A 16,584-nucleotide genomic window follows, 5' to 3' on the forward strand; every position below is an offset into this window, starting at 1 on the left:
AAGGTGGCCGCGCGAAGCGCGGACGGATGAGGGGTACCCTCCGCTTCCACCTCAACCATAGTCACCAGGAAACCTCCCCATGAAAGCCGCGCGTCTCCATGCGGCGGGCGATCTGCGCGTCGAGCATATCCCGGCCCCGGGCGAACCCGAGCGCGGCAATGTGCGCCTGCGTGTGACGGCAGCCGGTATCTGCGGCTCCGACATTCACAATTTCCGTACCGGCCAATGGATCAGCCGCGCGCCCAGCGTTGCCGGCCACGAATTCGCCGGCGTCGTCGCGGCGCTCGCCCCCGGTGTCACCGATCTCGCGATAGGCGATACCGTCGTCGCCGATTCCCGCTTCTGGTGCGGCGAATGCCCGGCATGCCGGCGCGGCCGCTGGAATGTCTGCGCGAAGCTCGGCTTCGTCGGCGAGGTCTGCGACGGCGGTTTCGCCGAGGAGGTCGAATTGCCGGCGCGCCTCTTGGTGCGGCACGATCCCGGCCTCGATCCGGCCATTGCCGCGATGGCCGAGCCGCTGGCGGTGGCGCTGCACGCCGTGCGCCGCCTCGCTCCCAGCAAAGGCGAACCGGTGCTGGTGGCCGGCTGCGGGCCGATCGGCGGCCTGACGGCGGTGCTGCTCTCTCGATTGCATGAGGGGCCCCTGCTGGTCGCCGACCGCAACCGGGAGCGTGCCGCCAGGGTGGCCGAGGCGACGGACGCAACGATCGTGGACCTCGACGCCGCTCCGATCGGCAAGGCATTGTCCGGCAAGGCGCTTCTTCACGCGATCGACGCCACGGGAAGCGTCGGTGTGGTCACCACGCTGCTCGACCTGATCGCGGGCGGCGGCTCGCTCGCCTTGGTCGGTATTTCGCATGGCAGGCTCGACCTGGACCCCAATTTGCTGGTCGAGCGCGAGATCGCCTTGCTGGGCTGCCACGTCTTCCGGGACGAACTGCCCGAGGCCGTCGCGATGCTCGGCCCGCTGGCGTCGGTCCTGCGTCCGCTGATCGATCGCGAGATCGCCATCGAAGACATCCCGGAAGCCTATCAGCGGCTGATCGCCGGAGAGAGCAGGGGCCTGAAGACGATCGTCCGCATCGGAGGGCCCAAATGACCATGGACGACCGGCTGAGACGACCCGCCAACGGCCTGCCGGAGGCGGCGAGCCCGCTCTACGAGCAGGTCAAGGACTATGTCTTGAAGAACATCGGCAGCGGCGAATGGTCGAAGGACCAGCGGCTGCCTTCAGAAAACGAGTTGGTCACCGCGCTCGGCGTCTCGCGCATGACGGTCAACCGCGCTCTGCGCGAACTGACGTCCGAGGGCTATCTCCTGCGCATCCAGGGCGTTGGCACCTTCGTCGCGCCGCCCAAGCCGCAATCGGCGCTGATCGAGATCATCGACATTGCCGACGAGATCCGTGCGCGCGGCAGCCGTTATTCGGCGAAGGTCGTGCTCCTTGAGAAGATTGCCGAGCCGTCGGCCGGGTTGATCGCGGCTTTCGAATTCGACGGGAGCCGCCCGATCTCCCATTCGATCGTCGTCCACTGCGAGAACGACGTCCCCGTTCTGCTCGAGGAGCGCTTCGTCAATGCCGACCTTGCGCCCGACTATCACCGGCAGGATTTCGTGCAGGCGACCACCACCTACGACTATCTGACCCGGGCGATGCCGCTGACCGAGGTCGAGCATGTGATCTCGGCCGTCGCCGCCGACGATGCCACCGCCGGCCATCTGGCGATCGCGGCGGGCGAACCCTGCCTGCTTCTCCACCGCCGCACCTGGTCGGGCGCGGCGGTCGCCACGGTCAACAAGTTCATCTATGCCGGCAGCCGCTACTCGCTCGGCAGCCGCTACGCGCCCGGCATGCTGGGGTGAGGGGCGGTTGTCGTCACCCGCCGGCAGGAGGAGATTCCTGCAAGCCGACAGTTGTCGCGATTCATAGCAATGTGACCTTGCCAGTCGCTATGTCATAGCGGGCGGCCACGACCTTCAGCTTCCCCTCCTTGATTGCCGCGGCGAGGATCGGGGAAGCTTCGCTGAGCAGTGTCGCCTGGATCCGAGCATTGGCGTCGATGGCGGCATCGAGGTCTGGGCCTGCAGCGTTCACGGCTGGCCAGATGGGGGCGTAGAGGGCGCCGATCTGGCCTGGCACGGCCTTGCCTTCGATGGTTGCTTTCACCGCGCCGCAATTGCTGTGCCCCATCACCATGATCACTTTGGTGCCCAGAACGGCGACACCATATTCCAGGCTCGCCGTGATCTCCGGTGTGGTGATGTTCCCGGCCACACGCACCACAAAGAGACGGCCGATGCTCTGGTCGAAGACGAACTCCACCGGCACCCGGGAATCCGCGCAGGACAGCAGGGCGGCAAAGGGCTCCTGCTTCTCGGCCGTTTTTGCCTTCAGGATCGACAGGTCCTCATTGAGCGACTGGAGCTGACCGCCGACATAGCGTTGGTTGCCGTCCATCAGCTCCTTGAGCGCAGCGTCCGGCGTCAACGTGCTCTGGGCCAAGGCCGGCCGGGTGGTGGAGACTGTGGCGCCAGCCAGCACCGCGGCCGTGCCGCCGATCGCGCTGGCCAGAAAGCCGCGCCGGGACAGCGCGCCATCCTTCTCGGCACCGCCTTGCGCTGTCGAGCAGCTGTCGCAACCGCACGCCACGCCGACATGCCGGACAAAACCGTTCTCGGGTTGCATATCCGTCTCCTCCTGTTTGCACGCCGCTGTCGAAAGACTGTCTGTGCGAAAATATACGCCATACTTAGATTTCTTTGAAAGTCTATTTAGACGATTGTGAAAATTTTACCTTATTCTATACGAGATCGAGTAACAAGCTGAATAGGAAGGCACTCGCGATGTCGATGAAGAACATCGGCAAGGGGCACGATATGGGGTGCCCAATGCGTCTTGGCGCTGCGTGACCGCCGTGATTCTGGTCGTAGCCGTCGACGGGCGCCAGGACCGACCCCGACGAGCCGGCCGGCACGGCAGCAGCGTTGCCGTCGCGGCTCGATCACGCGGAAGCCAGACAAGAATCGTAAACAGACCGCCAGCGCGATGTGCAGGGCAACCGGTGCCAGGAGCGGTCCGGCAAGGTCGTCGCGTCATGGCTGCATGCTCGCCAGCGACACGGCGAGGAACAGGTTCAATGCTGTCGCAGAGTTGCAAAGCCGATCGGTTAGAGTAACCTCGCCATTGCGAGTATGATTTGCGTGTCCAAGGCACATGAGGGGATCATGACCCAGGACGAGGGAAGTTCCGTTGCTGCAAAGCCGGACGCTTCGACACGCCGTAGGGAACTTATCGCTTTTCTCGTCCTGGCGTTCGGAATCTGGCCGGTCGTCGCGGTCGGTGTCGTCGGCGGCTACGGTTTCCTTGTCTGGATGTGGCAATTGGTCTTCGGGCCGCCCGGACCTCCGGGAAGCTGAGCCGATGGCGCATCCGGCCAGCATCAGCCGCAGGTCATTCCTTACCGGCCGCGCCGCGCAGCCGGTGCCTGACATAGCGCCGCCCGGGGTGGTCGAGGGCTGGACGGCTGCCTGCAGCGGGTGCGGCGCTTGTGCGGGCGCGTGTCCGACCGGGATCATCCTGATGCGCGACGGCAGGCCGTCGCTCGATTTCTCCGCCGGTGAATGCCTGTTCTGCGGCGACTGCGCCGAGGCATGTCCCGAGCCCGTGTTCGACCGCGCCGCAAAGCCTGCGTTCACGCACGTCGTTGCCGTCTCCGACACCTGCCTTGCCCGCAACGGCGTGTCCTGCATGAGCTGCCGCGACGCGTGTCCTGAGGCGGCGATCTCTTTCCGACCCCGTGTCGGCGGGCCGTTCGTGCCCGTACTGGCGGAGGACAGCTGTACCGGCTGCGGCGCCTGCATCGCGACATGCCCCGTCCGGGCGATCGCGGTCGCGCCAGGATCCCGTGAGGCCGGCCATGGCTGACGGCCGCCGCTATCATCACATATCGAGCGCCGTGATATCCGTCATGCCCGGCCGTCTCGATGAGGTGGCCGAGGCGATCGTCGGCATGAACGGCCCGGAAATCCGGGCGCAGGGCAACAACCGCATCGTGGTCGTCATGGAAGGCGAGAGCGCCGGAGAACTCGGCGCGCAACTCACGGCTCTCGGCGCCCTCGACGGGGTGGTCGCGGCCAACATGGTTTTCGAACATATCGAGGAATTGGAGGGCTCCGGGCCATGACGGCAGAGTTGAACCGGCGCGAATTGTTGAAGGCGCAGGCGGCCGCCGTCGCGGCTGCGACGGCAGGCATTGCCCTGCCGGCTTCCGCCCAGCCGATCCCCGGCGGGGTGAGTGCCCTCGAGATAAAATGGTCCAAGGCGCCGTGCCGGTTCTGCGGCACCGGCTGCGGCGTGATGGTGGGTGTGAAGGACGGCCAGGTGGTCGCCACTCACGGCGACACGCAGGCCGAGGTCAACCGCGGTCTCAACTGCGTGAAAGGGTACTTCCTCTCCAAGATCATGTATGGCGCGGACCGTCTGACCACGCCGCTGATGCGCAAGCGCGACGGCGTCTACGACAAGGACGGCGAGTTCGAGCCGGTGAGCTGGGACGAGGCCTTCGGCCTGATGGCCGAGCGCGTCAAGAAGGTGCTGAAGGAGAAGGGGCCGACGGCCGTGGGCATGTTCGGCTCCGGCCAATGGACGATCTTCGAGGGTTACGCCGCGACCAAGCTGATGCGGGCCGGCTTCCGCTCCAACAATCTCGATCCCAATGCGCGCCATTGCATGGCCTCGGCCGCCTACGCCTTCATGCGCACCTTCGGCATGGACGAGCCAATGGGCTGCTACGACGATTTCGAGCACGCCGATGCCTTCGTGCTGTGGGGCTCGAACATGGCCGAGATGCATCCGATCCTGTGGACGCGGCTGGCCGACCGCCGGCTCGGGCATGAGCATGTCAAGGTTGCGGTGCTGTCGACCTTCACCCACCGCAGCATGGACCTCGCCGACATTCCCGTCGTGTTCAGGCCCGGCACCGACCTTGCGATCCTCAACTACATCGCCAACCACATCATCGCCACGGGCCGGGTCAACGAGGACTTCGTCAGGAACCATACCGTGTTCATGCGCGGCGAGACCGACATCGGCTACGGCCTGAGAGCGGAGGACCCGCGCGAGACCTCCGCAAAGGGCGCGGCCAACGCCGCTAGGATGGAGCCGATCGACTTCGAGGCGTTCAAGGCGCTTGTGTCGGAATATACGCTCGAGAAGGTCGCCGAGCTCAGCGGTGTCGAGAAGGGGTTCCTGGAGGAACTCGCCGAGCTCTACGCCGATCCGGCGCGCAAGGTCATGTCGCTCTGGACGATGGGCTTCAACCAGCATGTGCGCGGCGTTTGGGCCAACCACATGGTCTACAACATCCACCTCCTGACCGGGAAAATCTCGGAGCCCGGCAACAGCCCGTTCTCGCTGACCGGCCAGCCGTCGGCCTGCGGCACGGCGCGGGAGGTGGGAACCTTCGCCCATCGCCTGCCCGCGGACATGGTGGTGACCAATCCGGAGCACCGCAAGCATGCCGAGGAGATCTGGAAGCTGCCGGCCGGGCTCTTGCCCGAGAAGCCCGGGTTCCATGCGGTCGAGCAGGACCGGATGCTGAAGGACGGCAAGCTCAACTTCTACTGGGTGCAGGTCAACAACAACATCCAGGCATCGCCCAACAGCAGCAACGAGGCTTATCCCGGTTATCGCAACCCGGACAATTTCGTCGTCGTCTCCGACGCCTATCCGACGGTCACCGGCATGTCGGCCGATATCATCCTTCCGGCGGCGATGTGGGTCGAGAAGGAGGGCGCCTATGGCAACGCCGAGCGCCGCACCCATGTCTGGCACCAGCTGGTGCAGGCGCCCGGCGAGGCCCGTTCCGACCTCTGGCAGCTCACCGAGTTCTCCAAACACTTCACCACGGACGAGGTGTGGCCGAAGGAGATCCTCGACGCCAATCCGGCCTATCGCGGCAAGACGCTCTTCGACGTGCTCTATCGCAACGGCACTGTCGACAAGTTCCCGCGCAGCGAGATCGATCCCGACTATCCCAACAACGAAGCGACGGAGTTCGGCTTCTACATCCAGAAAGGGTTGTTCGAGGAATATGCCGCCTTCGGGCGCGGCCATGGCCACGACCTCGCGCCATACGACACCTACCATGAGGTGCGCGGCCTCAGATGGCCGGTGGTCGACGGCAAGGAGACGCTTTGGCGTTACCGGGAAGGGTTGGATCCCTATGTGAAGGCGGGGGAGGGCGTCAAATTCTATGGGCGCCCGGACGGGAAAGCGGTCGTCCTCGCCGTGCCCTATGAACCGCCTGCCGAATCCCCCGACAGCGAGTTCGACCTGTGGCTGGTTACCGGCCGGGTGCTCGAACATTGGCATTCGGGTTCGATGACGCTGCGCGTGCCCGAGCTCTACCGGGCCTTCCCGGGCGCGCGCTGCTTCATGAATGCCGACGACGCCCGCAAGCGCGGCATCAACCAGGGGGCGGAGGTGCGTGTCATTTCGCGGCGCGGCGAAATCCGGTCGCGCATCGAGACGCGCGGCCGCAATCGCATGCCGAGCGGCGTGATCTTCGTGCCCTGGTTCGACGCCAGCCAGTTGATCAACAAGGTCACGCTCGACGCCACTGACCCCATCTCCAAGCAGACGGATTTCAAGAAATGCGCAGTCAAGATCGTTCCGGTCGCATGACCTTGCGGCGCACCGTTCCCGCGCTTGTCCTGCTCACCCTGTTTTGCGCTGGCACCACGGCGCTTGCCCAGATGGCGGCGAAGACCTCGCCCGAACTCGTCGGTCCGCCGTCGCCGATGGAAGAGATACCCGCGCCGTCGGTTCCGAAATGGGTCACCGACGATGTGCGCCAGATGCGTGCCTATCCCGAACAGCCACCGGTCATCCCGCATTCGATCGAAGGTTACCAGCTATCGGTCAACACCAATCGCTGCCTGTCCTGCCACAAGCGCGAATTCACGCAGAGTTCGGGCGCGCCGATGATCAGCGTCACGCATTTCATGACGCGGGACGGCCAGATGCTCGCCGACGTCTCGCCGCGCCGGTATTTCTGCACCGAGTGCCATGTGCCTCAGGCGCAGGTCCAGCCCCTGGTCGAGAACCGCTTCAAGGACATGAGCGAACTGGGCGTGAAGCCCGCCGGCAGCGAGTAGGCCCATGCAGCGATTGAAGAAGTGGTTGCTCTGGGCCTGGCGCATCATAAGCACGCCGGCCGCGACGCTGAGCCTCGGCTTCCTGACGCTCGGAGGGTTCGTCGGCGGCGTGATGTTCTGGGGCGCTTTCAACACCGCGCTGGAGGTCACCAACACCGAGGCGTTCTGCACGTCATGCCACGAGATGCGTGACAACGTCTATCAGGAGCTCACCCACACCATACATTTCGCCAATCGTTCCGGCGTTCGCGCCTCATGCCCCGATTGCCACGTGCCCCACGACTGGACCGACAAGATCGCCCGAAAGATGCAGGCGTCCAAGGAGGTCTGGGGCAAGATCTTCGGCACCATCGATACCCGCCGCAAATTCCTGGACAAGCGGCTGGAGCTCGCCCAGCACGAATGGGCGCGGCTGAAGGCCAATGACAGCCTCGAATGCCGCAACTGCCACTCGTCGGTGGCCATGGACCTCACGCGCCAGACCGAGCGCGCGGCCGAGATCCATACGCGCTACCTGCTGACGGGAAAGGCGACCTGCATAGACTGCCACAAGGGCATCGCCCATGAGCTGCCCAATATGCAGGGCATTCCGCCGGGCTGGCAGGTGCCGCCCGAATTGCAGGGCGAGACGCTGCCGCAATCCTCGGCGATCGACGCGCTCGACAGTTTCGTCAGGGCGGCGCATGCGGGCCTGCCGGCGCAAGTCATGGCGTTCGATTGAAGCGTTACCCGTGTGATGTTCCCTCGCAGGTGCCGGCCGGATGGCGACAGGCCCAGCCCTTTGTGAGCCTCGTCGATAGCGGAGCGCTCGCGAACCCGCGGCGGCCCTTAAGCTGGCGCTTGAAGCGAATTGCGCAAACGCGCCAGGCGTGGTTCCGGCGCAGCCGGAAATGCGGCCAGCAGGGCAGCGCCAATGCGAGGCTTTGACAAACTAGGTCAATTGTCCTAGTGGTGTTCCGCCATCCAGGGGCAATTCCAGCAAGAGCGCGCAGCGGTCTTGCGTCCGGAATTGCGTAAAGACAAATCGTCAAAGCGGAATGCTGGGGACAATTGACCTGACATGCCGGCGCCATCCACTCGCGAACTGATCGTCGAAAAGGCGGACGCACTCTTTTACGAAGGCGGCTTCGAGGCCACGTCCTTTGCCGACATCGCGGCCGCCGTGGGCATTTCGCGCGGCAATTTCTATCATCATTTCAAGACCAAGGATGACATACTGGATGCGGTGATCGTGCGTCGCATGGAATGCACGCGCGCCATGCTCGACGGCTGGGAGGCCGATGGCGACGGGCCGCGCGAGCGCATCCTGAGCTTCGTCCATATGCTGATCGCCAACCAGGCGAAGATCATGGCCTTTGGCTGCCCGGTCGGCACCCTCTGTTCCGAACTCGCCAAGCTCGATCATGCAGCACAGGACCGTGCTTCCGATATCTTCGGGCTGTTCCGCGATTGGCTCGCCGGGCAATTCCAGGCGCTTGGTGCCGGTGACAGGGCGGAGGCGCTGGCGCTGCAGCTCTTGTCGAGGTCGCAAGGGGTGGCGGTCATGGCTACGGCTTTCCGCGACGAAACCTTCATCCGCAGCGAGGTGGCCGGCATCGAGCATTGGCTGGCTACGTTGCCGGATATTTCCTCATCCAACTGACGCTGCGAACGCAATGCTCCTTTGCAACCGGAGGCGGCAGTTTCTTGTCCGCTACCCGGCACAAGGAACACGCGTTGCTGAGCCGGACCAATGGGACGTGAGCAAATGATGAAGCGCAGCTCGTATTGCCGCTCGACAACCGGATCGCCGTTGCGGCGGAAAGCGGAGGCGCGTTCCAGAACGGCATCCAACGAAAGGTGCGATCCCGGAGCGGCAAGGCCCGTGCAGGCCGGCCGGCCGGCGACGGCTGGACGGCAGTCCGCGGTTCTGGGGAGCCTGGTCACCGGCCTGCTCGGCACCGCGGCCTGGTTCGCGCTTCCCGGCCAGACCCTGGCGCAGGAAAACTACTGCAGCGTCCAGAACAACGTCTATGGCTGCAACATACCAGCGGGAACCTATACCTCCCCGGTCAGCGTCGTTGAACCGTTTGACAGCGTCATTCAAAAGCAGAGCATGACCGTCACGAATTTGGGCGGCATAAACATAATATCGTCATCGGAACCCGCCGGGGCCTGGGGCATCGCTGCCTTGTCAGCTACTGCCAATGGGGTCTTCTTAGGGCAGGTCAGCAACGGCGACACCTACGGAATGACCATCTCCAATCAGGGTGCGATCGGCCTTACACCGGGCACTGCGACGGGGGTCGACAACTATATTTTCGGCATCTACGTGCTGCAGGCGGCCGATGTCGGCGGCTCCTCCGAGAGCGGTGTCACCCTCACAAACTCCGCCGCGATCGACATGAACCTTTCGGGTGTTCAGGCATGGGGCGGCGCCGCCATCCGGGCAACGGACCAGGGAGGCACATCGCTTGGAGCCTCCACCGGTGCGGCGGTCACCAACAGCGGCGCGATCACCGCCACGATGTCCGGGCAGCAGGGTTTTGCCGGCATCCAGGCGGTTTCGCTCGGTGGCGACGCTGGCCCCAGCGAACAGGGCGGGTCCGCGGGCACGGCCTCGATCGTCAACTCGGCGGCGGTGGACGTCACCTGGACCTGGCAGGATGTCGGGAGCATCAACAACGGCGTCTACGGTCTCCAGGCGCTTTCCCAGGGCGGCAATGGTGGCAGCAACGACGACGGCGCCGGCGGTACCGGCGGCAGCGGCGGCTCGGCGTCGGTCACGCTCACTGAGGGCGGCGATGTTACCGTCAATGTGAGCGACACGCCGCCAAGCTCCAGTGCGCCGTACAGCGCCGGCGTCCTGGCGGCGGTCATCGGCGGCGACGGCGCAGCGGGAGCTGGCGGCAAGCACTACAGCGGCGGCAACGGCGCGGCGGCCGGCGGGCCTGCCCAGATATCGGTCACGGATGCGAGTGTGGTTACCACCGGCGACCTGCTGCCCGGCATCTTCGAGCTGCTCCAATCCGGTGCCGGCGGGGCCGGCGGCTGCCAGGACGGCAAGGACTGCGAATACAGCGATACTCATGGCGAGGAAAACGCCGGCTATGCCGGGCATGTCCTCGGCGCAGGCTCCATCACGGTCGGTGCGCAGTCGCAGCCGGTCACGGTATCGACCACTGGCGATCAGTCCGCAGCGATCCAGATGTTCCTGTTGGGTGGCGACGGCGGTAACGGCGGCTCCGACAATGCCCTCTCAAACGACCAGGACGCCGGCAATGGCGGCAATGGCGGCGTGGTCTACGGGCAGGCCACCGTCACGCTTGGCGGCACCGGGCAGAACCTCGTCACGGTTACGACGGCGGGCGACAGCTCGCCCGGTATTAATGTCGCCAGCCTCGGCGGCAACGGAGGGTTGGGCGGCTTCTTTCATGCCGGATCCGGTGGCACGAACAGCGGCGGCATCGCAGGTTCCGGCGGATCGGCCGGCGACATCACTATCGCGCTGACGGCCGCCTCGATTGCCACAAACGGGGCTACCTCTTCGCCAGGCATCGTCGCTCAGTCCATCGGAGGGACAGGCGCGGAGGGAGGCTCGGTCACCGGCAGTAACAGCGCGAAGGGCGGAGGAGGCGGCAACGGCGGCAACGGCGGCGCCGTGACGGTTACGCTCGACAGCGCCTCATCGATCACCACGCAGGGTGCCGATTCGATTGGAATCCTGGCACAGAGCGTCGCCGGTGCCGGCGGCAATGCCGGCACCGCCAACGGCGAGGACACCAGCACCGGCGGCGACGGTGGCTCCGGCGGTGCCGGTGGCAACGTGACTGTGGAGAACGACGGCGCGATCACCACGGCCGGAGCGACTGCCCGCGGCATCCTTGCTCAATCGCTCGCGGGCGCGGGCGGAACAGGGGGCTCTGTGTGGTCCATCTTTCACAGCGGCGGCGGGACAGGCGGTGCCGGTGGTAGCGTCGGCGCCGTCAGTGTGACGAACAGCGGCTCGATCGCCACCAGTGGATCGAATGCGCAGGGCATCCTGCTGCAATCGATCGGCGGCAGCGGCGGTGCCGGCGGACAGGCCAGCGGCCTGTTCGACTCGGTCGGCGGCAACGCCGACACCAATCCGCTTGCTGCCGACGGCAACAGCGTCACCTTCACGTCGGACGGCGGCAGCATCCTGACGACCGGCATCTCCGCGACCGGGGTAATGGGCCAGTCCATCGGCGGTGGCGGCGGTGACGGCGGCGGTGCCTCGAGCATCTTGGTCAGCGTGGGCGGCAGCGGCGGCGCCGGCGGCGACGGTGGGACGGTCACGGCAACGCTCGGCACTGGCACGCAGATCGTCACGGAGGGCGACGCCTCGGCGGCCGTCCTCATGCAGTCGATCGGCGGCGGCGGCGGCAACGCCGGCAACGCCAGCAGCGACGGGCTCTTCAAGACGGTCGCCATCGGCGGCAGCGGCGGCAGCGGCGGCGTCGGCGGCGATGCCACGATCAGCGCTGACGGAACGACGATCGTGACCAGCGGGTCGACGTCGGCCGGCCTTTTGGTGCAGTCGATCGGTGGCGGTGGCGGCGTCGGCGGCCAGGCGTTGTCCGGCGCGGTTGGCCCGGGCGTCGCGTACGCGATCTCGGTCGGCGGCAGCGGCGGCGACGGCGGCCGCGCCTACACGGCGGCAGCTACCGTTTCGGGCGGCAGCCTGATCGCGACGGGACAAGGTTCCTGCACCTCGTCGTCGTACTGCAACACGCTTCCGGTCAACAGCTACGGCGTCGTGGTGCAGAGCATCGGCGGCGGCGGCGGGTTCGGCGGCTCGGCGCTGGCGGAGGCGGTCGCGCTTGCGATTCCGGTGTCGGAGGATGTCCAGGTCGGTGTTGCCGCGGGCTCTGCGGTCGGCGGGACGGGCGGCGGCGGCGGCGTTGGCGGGAAGGCTCAGTTCGCCCTGTCGGACGGCAGCGCGATCGCCACCAGCGGCCAGGGCTCCACGGCCGTGCTGGTGCAGAGCGTCGGCGGCGGCGGTGGCGTCGGTGGCAATGCCTCTGCGCTCGCCACCGTGATTGGATATGACTACACGCCCGAGAACGCCACGTCGCTCGCCGTCACGGCAACCTTCGCGACGGGTGGCGATGGCGGCGTCGCCGGCAATGGCGGTGAGGTGCTGGTGGTGCTCGGTGGCACGATCGCGTCGGATGGTACCCCCTCGCAGGATCCGGCCGGCAGTGCCGCGACCACCATCGTCACCTATGGCGACTATGCGAACGGCGTGACGGCGCAATCGATCGGCGGCGGCGGCGGCGATGCCGGTTATGGCAGCGGCAATACGCAGTCCTTCGGCACCGGCACCAGCACGTCAATCGGCGTTGTCCAGGGCTCGAGCGGTGGGAGCGGCGGCGATGGCGACGAGGTGCATGCCTATCTCTTTGCCGGAAACGGCATCACGACCTATGGCTCGGGCGCAATCGGCATTGCGGCGCTGTCGGTCGGCGGCGGTGGCGGCTCATCCCAGGGTGGCTCCCTCAGCGTTGCCCAGAGCTTCACGGCAGGCGGCCAGGACTACAAGCCCAGCCTGAACATCGAGATGGGCACCACCGGCGCTGGCGGCGGCGCAGGCGACAACGTTTCGGTCACCGTGGCGGCCCCCATCGCGACCCATGGCGGCGACGCGACCGGCGTGCTGGCGCAGTCGATTGGCGGCGGCGGCGGGCTCAGCGGCTCGGCCGGTGCCGATGCGTCGGCAGACAATCCGATCGTTCCCGGCCTTGCTGCGCGCGAGGGGACGAGCGAGGTTGCCGGCTTCCTTAAGAACTATTTCAGCGGCGATGATCAATCCCTTCCGACGGTCGACGCCACTTTCTCGCTTACGATAGGCGGCTCGGGCGGCGCTGGCGGCATCGGCGGCACCGTTTCTGTCGACCTTTCCGCGGCCATCGCGACGGCCGGCGACTGGGCCAACGGCATCGTTGCGCAGTCGATCGGCGGCGGTGGTGGCAAGGGCGGCACTGCCGCCGCAAGCGGCACGGGCGGGATCCCCGAAATCACCATCAACGCCGACGTGGCCCTGGGGGGCAGCGGTGGCGCCGGTGGTGACGGCGGCCAGGTGACCGTCAATCTGGGTGAGGGCGATACGGCCATCGGCACCGCCGGCTACGCGGCGGCGGCAGTGGTCGCGCAGAGCATCGGCGGCGGCGGCGGGATGGGCGCCGACGGCTCCGACAGTGCGGCGGGCCTGATGTCCGTGGGCGGTTCCGATGGCGGCAGCGGCGGCGGGGGCGGCGACGGTCAGTTGGTGACGCTGAATTACGGAAACGCCGGCGGCACCCATATCACCACCACGGGCGACGCGGCCGACGGCATCGTCCTGCAATCGGTCGGCGGCGGCGGCGGCATCGCGGGCGCAGGCAGCAGCCTCTTCATTCCCTCGTTCCTGATGTCCGACCAGATGCTGTCCCTTACCGCGGGCGGCAGTTCGGCCGTGGGTGGCGACGGCGGCGACGTGACGCTCGAGGAGAATTACTTCAACGCCGACAACACGCTCGACATCTCGACGGGCGGCGATTTCGCCTTCGGCATCCTGGCGCAGTCGATCGGCGGCGGCGGCGGCCTCGTGACCGTTCAGCCGAGCGCGGGGACCGTGACGACAGAACTCGGCAGCACGGCGGGGAGCGGTGACGGCGGAACCGTACATGTCTTCGCCACCAACGTCACAGTCGTCACCAATGGTATCGCGGCGCATGGCATTGTCGCGCAGTCGATCGGCGGCGGCGGCGGTCTCGTTCGCGTGGCGGATGCGAGCAACGATAGTCCTGCGCTGACGACCTCCTGGGACGGGGTCAACCTGGGCCTGCATCAAGGAAGCGGAAGCGGCGGAGACCTCGTATACGTCTATGCCGGCGGCGGTGGCAACATTGCCGTGAGCGGCGCAGGCGCGGTCGGCATCCTGGCGCAGTCGATCGGCGGCGGCGGCGGGCTGGTCATCGACGACGACTCGATGTTTGCCGGCTCCTCCAACGCAGCTTATCACAAGGTCTGTATCGGAACTTGCGGCAGCGGCGGTGCCGTCACAGCGTGGGTGGACGTGGGTAGCACGGTGTCGGCTACCGGTGAGAACGGCATCGGCGTTTTCGCGCAAAGCCAGGGTTACGGGACGAACGGGCAGATCATCGTCAAGGTGGATGGCACCGTAACCGGCGGGAGTGGCGCCGGCGCCGCCGGCATTTGGTTCGATGGCGGCTCCTCCAATGAGCTCACCGTAAGCGGGACTGTCACCACCGTGGACGGAACGGATGGCACGGCCGTCACGGCCACTTCCGGGACAGATTCTGGGACAGTGACCATTACCAATAACGGCACGATCATCGGTTCGATCTATGGCTCGACCGATTCGGGTGCCGTCTCCGCGGCCACGAGCGCCGCCTTCGCCCTGAAGGCGGCGTCCGGACCCTCGGTGACCATGCACAATCGCGGCACCTATCACGCCGGCGCCGTGATGGATGGAACGCTTCGCAACAGCGGCACCGTGAATGTCGGGATGCCGGGCGAACTGCTTGTCACCAGTGTCACCGGCGATTTCATCCAGACCGGCGACGGCCGGCTCGGCGTGACCGTCGATTCCCTCAACGCCACCGCCAGCCACCTCAAGGTCGACGGTTACGCCTCCATCGACGGCCTCGTCGTGCCGACGGCGGTGACCCTTCTGCCCGGCTCGCTCGCCGTGGCGACATCAGGAGATCTCGACACCACGGCCGACGCATTGGATTCGCTGCTGTTCCGGTGGGATGCCGCGCAATCCGGCAACCAGCTGGTCATCACGCCGCACGCGAACTTCAAGGCGGACGGGGTTTCCCTGACCGCCAGCCAGGCGACGCTCGCCGATCACTTCGGCCGGAAGTGGGACGCCGCCGACCCCGCCTTCGCCAGGCATTTCGCCACCCTGTCCCACATCGATGGAGCGCAGGACTATGCGGCCGCCCTCGACGAATATTCGAGCAAGGATATCTATGCGCAGGCAATGGCCCTGGCCAATTCGGCGGGCACCATTCTCGGCTCGTCGATGAGTTGCCCGGTCTTCGTCGACCAGAAGGTGCAGCTCGAGGAAGACACCTGCCTCTGGCTAAGCGTCTCCGGCCGCTGGAGCGATCAGGACGCGACGGGCGAAGTTCAGGGCTATGACGTCACGACCACCAGCTACCGCATCGGCGGCCAGTACGAGGTTGCGCCAGACTGGTTTCTCGGCGGCTCCTTCGCCTATGGAACCACCTCGGCGACGATGGATGGCGGCTCCTTCGGCGACGGCCAGACCTTCGACGGCTCCATCGCGCTGAAGCACACGGCCGGCCCCTGGATGTTCGCCGGTTCGGTGGCGCTGGCCCAGGGCTCGTATGATGTCAGCCGCCAGGTCAACCTGCCTGCATTCATCGCGCCGCTGGAGAGCGATCCCAGCATCCTGCTCGCCGGCGCGCGGCTGCGCGCCGCCTACCAGTTCACCTTCGACGACTGGTACATCCGGCCCTATGGCGATCTCGACGTGGTCTATTCGCATATGCCGGGGGTGCAGGAAACGGGCTCTCCCCTCTATGCGCTGGATCTCGGAAGCAGCAGCAGGACCAATGTCGCGCTTTCGATGATGGTGGAGTTCGGCGGCCGCGTCGACCTCGACCCGCAGACGACGCTCAGGCCCTACGCCGCCTTCGGCGTCAGCTACCTGCCCGACAACAACCGCTCGATCGACGGCCGCTTCGTCAACGAAACCGTCGACAACGGAACCTTCAGCGATTTCCTGGAGGCGCCGGAGGTGCTCGGCCGGATCGACCTCGGCCTGCAGCTCTACAGCGGCAACCGCTTCGACGTGAAGGCCGGATATACCGCCGACATCGGTGATTCCTATCTGAGCCAGACCGCCAGCGCGCGGGTCGGTTTCCACTTCTGATGCCAACGGCCGCAACATCGACCGTTGGAGCGCGACCGCGCGATCCACGCCCGTGCTTTCCGAGTACGATTTCGGGCCGATGCGGTAGCGCGAAAGCCAAGCGGCCCGGAGGGGCCGCGCCGGCGATTGGGTCAGCGGCTGCGGCCTTCTGTCTTCTCCCCGTCCTTCACGGGGAGAGATGCCGGTCCACCCTCCGCAGCTGCAGCGCAGCTGCTGCGGAGGACGGGCAGGCAGATGAGGAGCGGCGCAAACGCCACAAAAATCGCTCCTCGACGTCGCGCCCTCGGAGTTTGAGATGCCCTGGAATGCCGTTGGCATGATGCCTTCTCTCCGGTCCGGCCCTGTCTCCACAGCCTTGCCGGATCGGAACGCTTGCCTGCGGCATCGCGGTCGGGCAATTGTTGCAGATGCGTCGGCCCGAAGATCGGCATCGGTTTTCGGGCCGACGCGTCGTTTCAAACGGATAGGGCGTCATTATCGCGTCGAAGGCACGCGCGGCGCTCCACGACAAAGGG

11 protein-coding genes are annotated in these 16,584 nt (G+C 66.3%); 10 read left to right on the forward strand and 1 reads right to left on the reverse strand.

Annotation, left to right across the window (positions count from 1 at the left end):
* Positions 1-79 precede the first annotated feature (79 nt).
* The gene (locus JN302_RS20315; protein WP_202328774.1) at positions 80-1,099 is read left to right on the forward strand and encodes a zinc-dependent alcohol dehydrogenase; all 1,020 of its coding nucleotides are present in this window, start codon (positions 80-82) and stop codon (positions 1,097-1,099) included.
* Positions 1,096-1,863: a histidine utilization repressor gene (gene hutC / locus JN302_RS20320; protein ID WP_244845788.1), complete on the forward strand. Its 768-nt coding sequence runs from the start codon at positions 1,096-1,098 to the stop codon at positions 1,861-1,863. The genes JN302_RS20315 and hutC overlap by 4 nt, the downstream gene beginning before the upstream one ends.
* Positions 1,864-1,924: 61 nt before the next feature.
* Here the strand turns inward: hutC and JN302_RS20325 are convergent, their stop codons facing one another.
* Complete coding sequence (locus JN302_RS20325; protein ID WP_202328775.1) at positions 1,925-2,686, reverse strand: carbonic anhydrase; 762 nt, start codon at positions 2,684-2,686, stop codon at positions 1,925-1,927.
* Positions 2,687-3,225: 539 nt separating this feature from the next.
* Here JN302_RS20325 and napE point away from each other — a divergent pair.
* From napE to JN302_RS20365, 8 genes are all read left to right on the forward strand, one after another.
* Positions 3,226-3,417 carry a periplasmic nitrate reductase, NapE protein gene (napE, locus tag JN302_RS20330; RefSeq protein ID WP_202304460.1) on the forward strand — a complete coding sequence of 64 codons (192 nt, stop codon included), beginning with the start codon at positions 3,226-3,228 and terminating at the stop codon, positions 3,415-3,417.
* Positions 3,418-3,421: 4 nt separating this feature from the next.
* Positions 3,422-3,925 carry a ferredoxin-type protein NapF gene (gene napF / locus JN302_RS20335; protein WP_202328776.1) on the forward strand — a complete coding sequence of 168 codons (504 nt, stop codon included), beginning with the start codon at positions 3,422-3,424 and terminating at the stop codon, positions 3,923-3,925.
* The gene (locus JN302_RS20340) at positions 3,918-4,184 is read left to right on the forward strand and encodes a chaperone NapD (protein ID WP_202304462.1); all 267 of its coding nucleotides are present in this window, start codon (positions 3,918-3,920) and stop codon (positions 4,182-4,184) included. Before napF ends, JN302_RS20340 begins: the two co-directional genes overlap by 8 nt.
* Complete coding sequence (gene napA, locus JN302_RS20345; protein ID WP_202328777.1) at positions 4,181-6,685, forward strand: periplasmic nitrate reductase subunit alpha; 2,505 nt, start codon at positions 4,181-4,183, stop codon at positions 6,683-6,685. The genes JN302_RS20340 and napA overlap by 4 nt, the downstream gene beginning before the upstream one ends.
* The gene (locus JN302_RS20350) at positions 6,655-7,158 is read left to right on the forward strand and encodes a nitrate reductase cytochrome c-type subunit (protein WP_202304463.1); all 504 of its coding nucleotides are present in this window, start codon (positions 6,655-6,657) and stop codon (positions 7,156-7,158) included. Before napA ends, JN302_RS20350 begins: the two co-directional genes overlap by 31 nt.
* Before the next feature lie 4 nt (positions 7,159-7,162).
* A complete protein-coding gene (locus tag JN302_RS20355) occupies positions 7,163-7,879 on the forward strand; it encodes a cytochrome c3 family protein (protein WP_202304464.1) in 717 nt (238 codons plus the stop codon).
* 339 nt (positions 7,880-8,218) lie between these two features.
* Positions 8,219-8,800 carry a TetR/AcrR family transcriptional regulator gene (locus tag JN302_RS20360; protein WP_202328778.1) on the forward strand — a complete coding sequence of 194 codons (582 nt, stop codon included), beginning with the start codon at positions 8,219-8,221 and terminating at the stop codon, positions 8,798-8,800.
* Positions 8,801-9,022: 222 nt separating this feature from the next.
* A complete protein-coding gene (locus tag JN302_RS20365) occupies positions 9,023-16,069 on the forward strand; it encodes an autotransporter outer membrane beta-barrel domain-containing protein (RefSeq protein WP_202328779.1) in 7,047 nt (2,348 codons plus the stop codon).
* Positions 16,070-16,584 lie beyond the last annotated feature (515 nt).

Origin of the sequence: Mesorhizobium sp. L-8-3, from assembly GCF_016756615.1 — a bacterium.
Lineage (GTDB): Bacteria > Pseudomonadota > Alphaproteobacteria > Rhizobiales > Rhizobiaceae.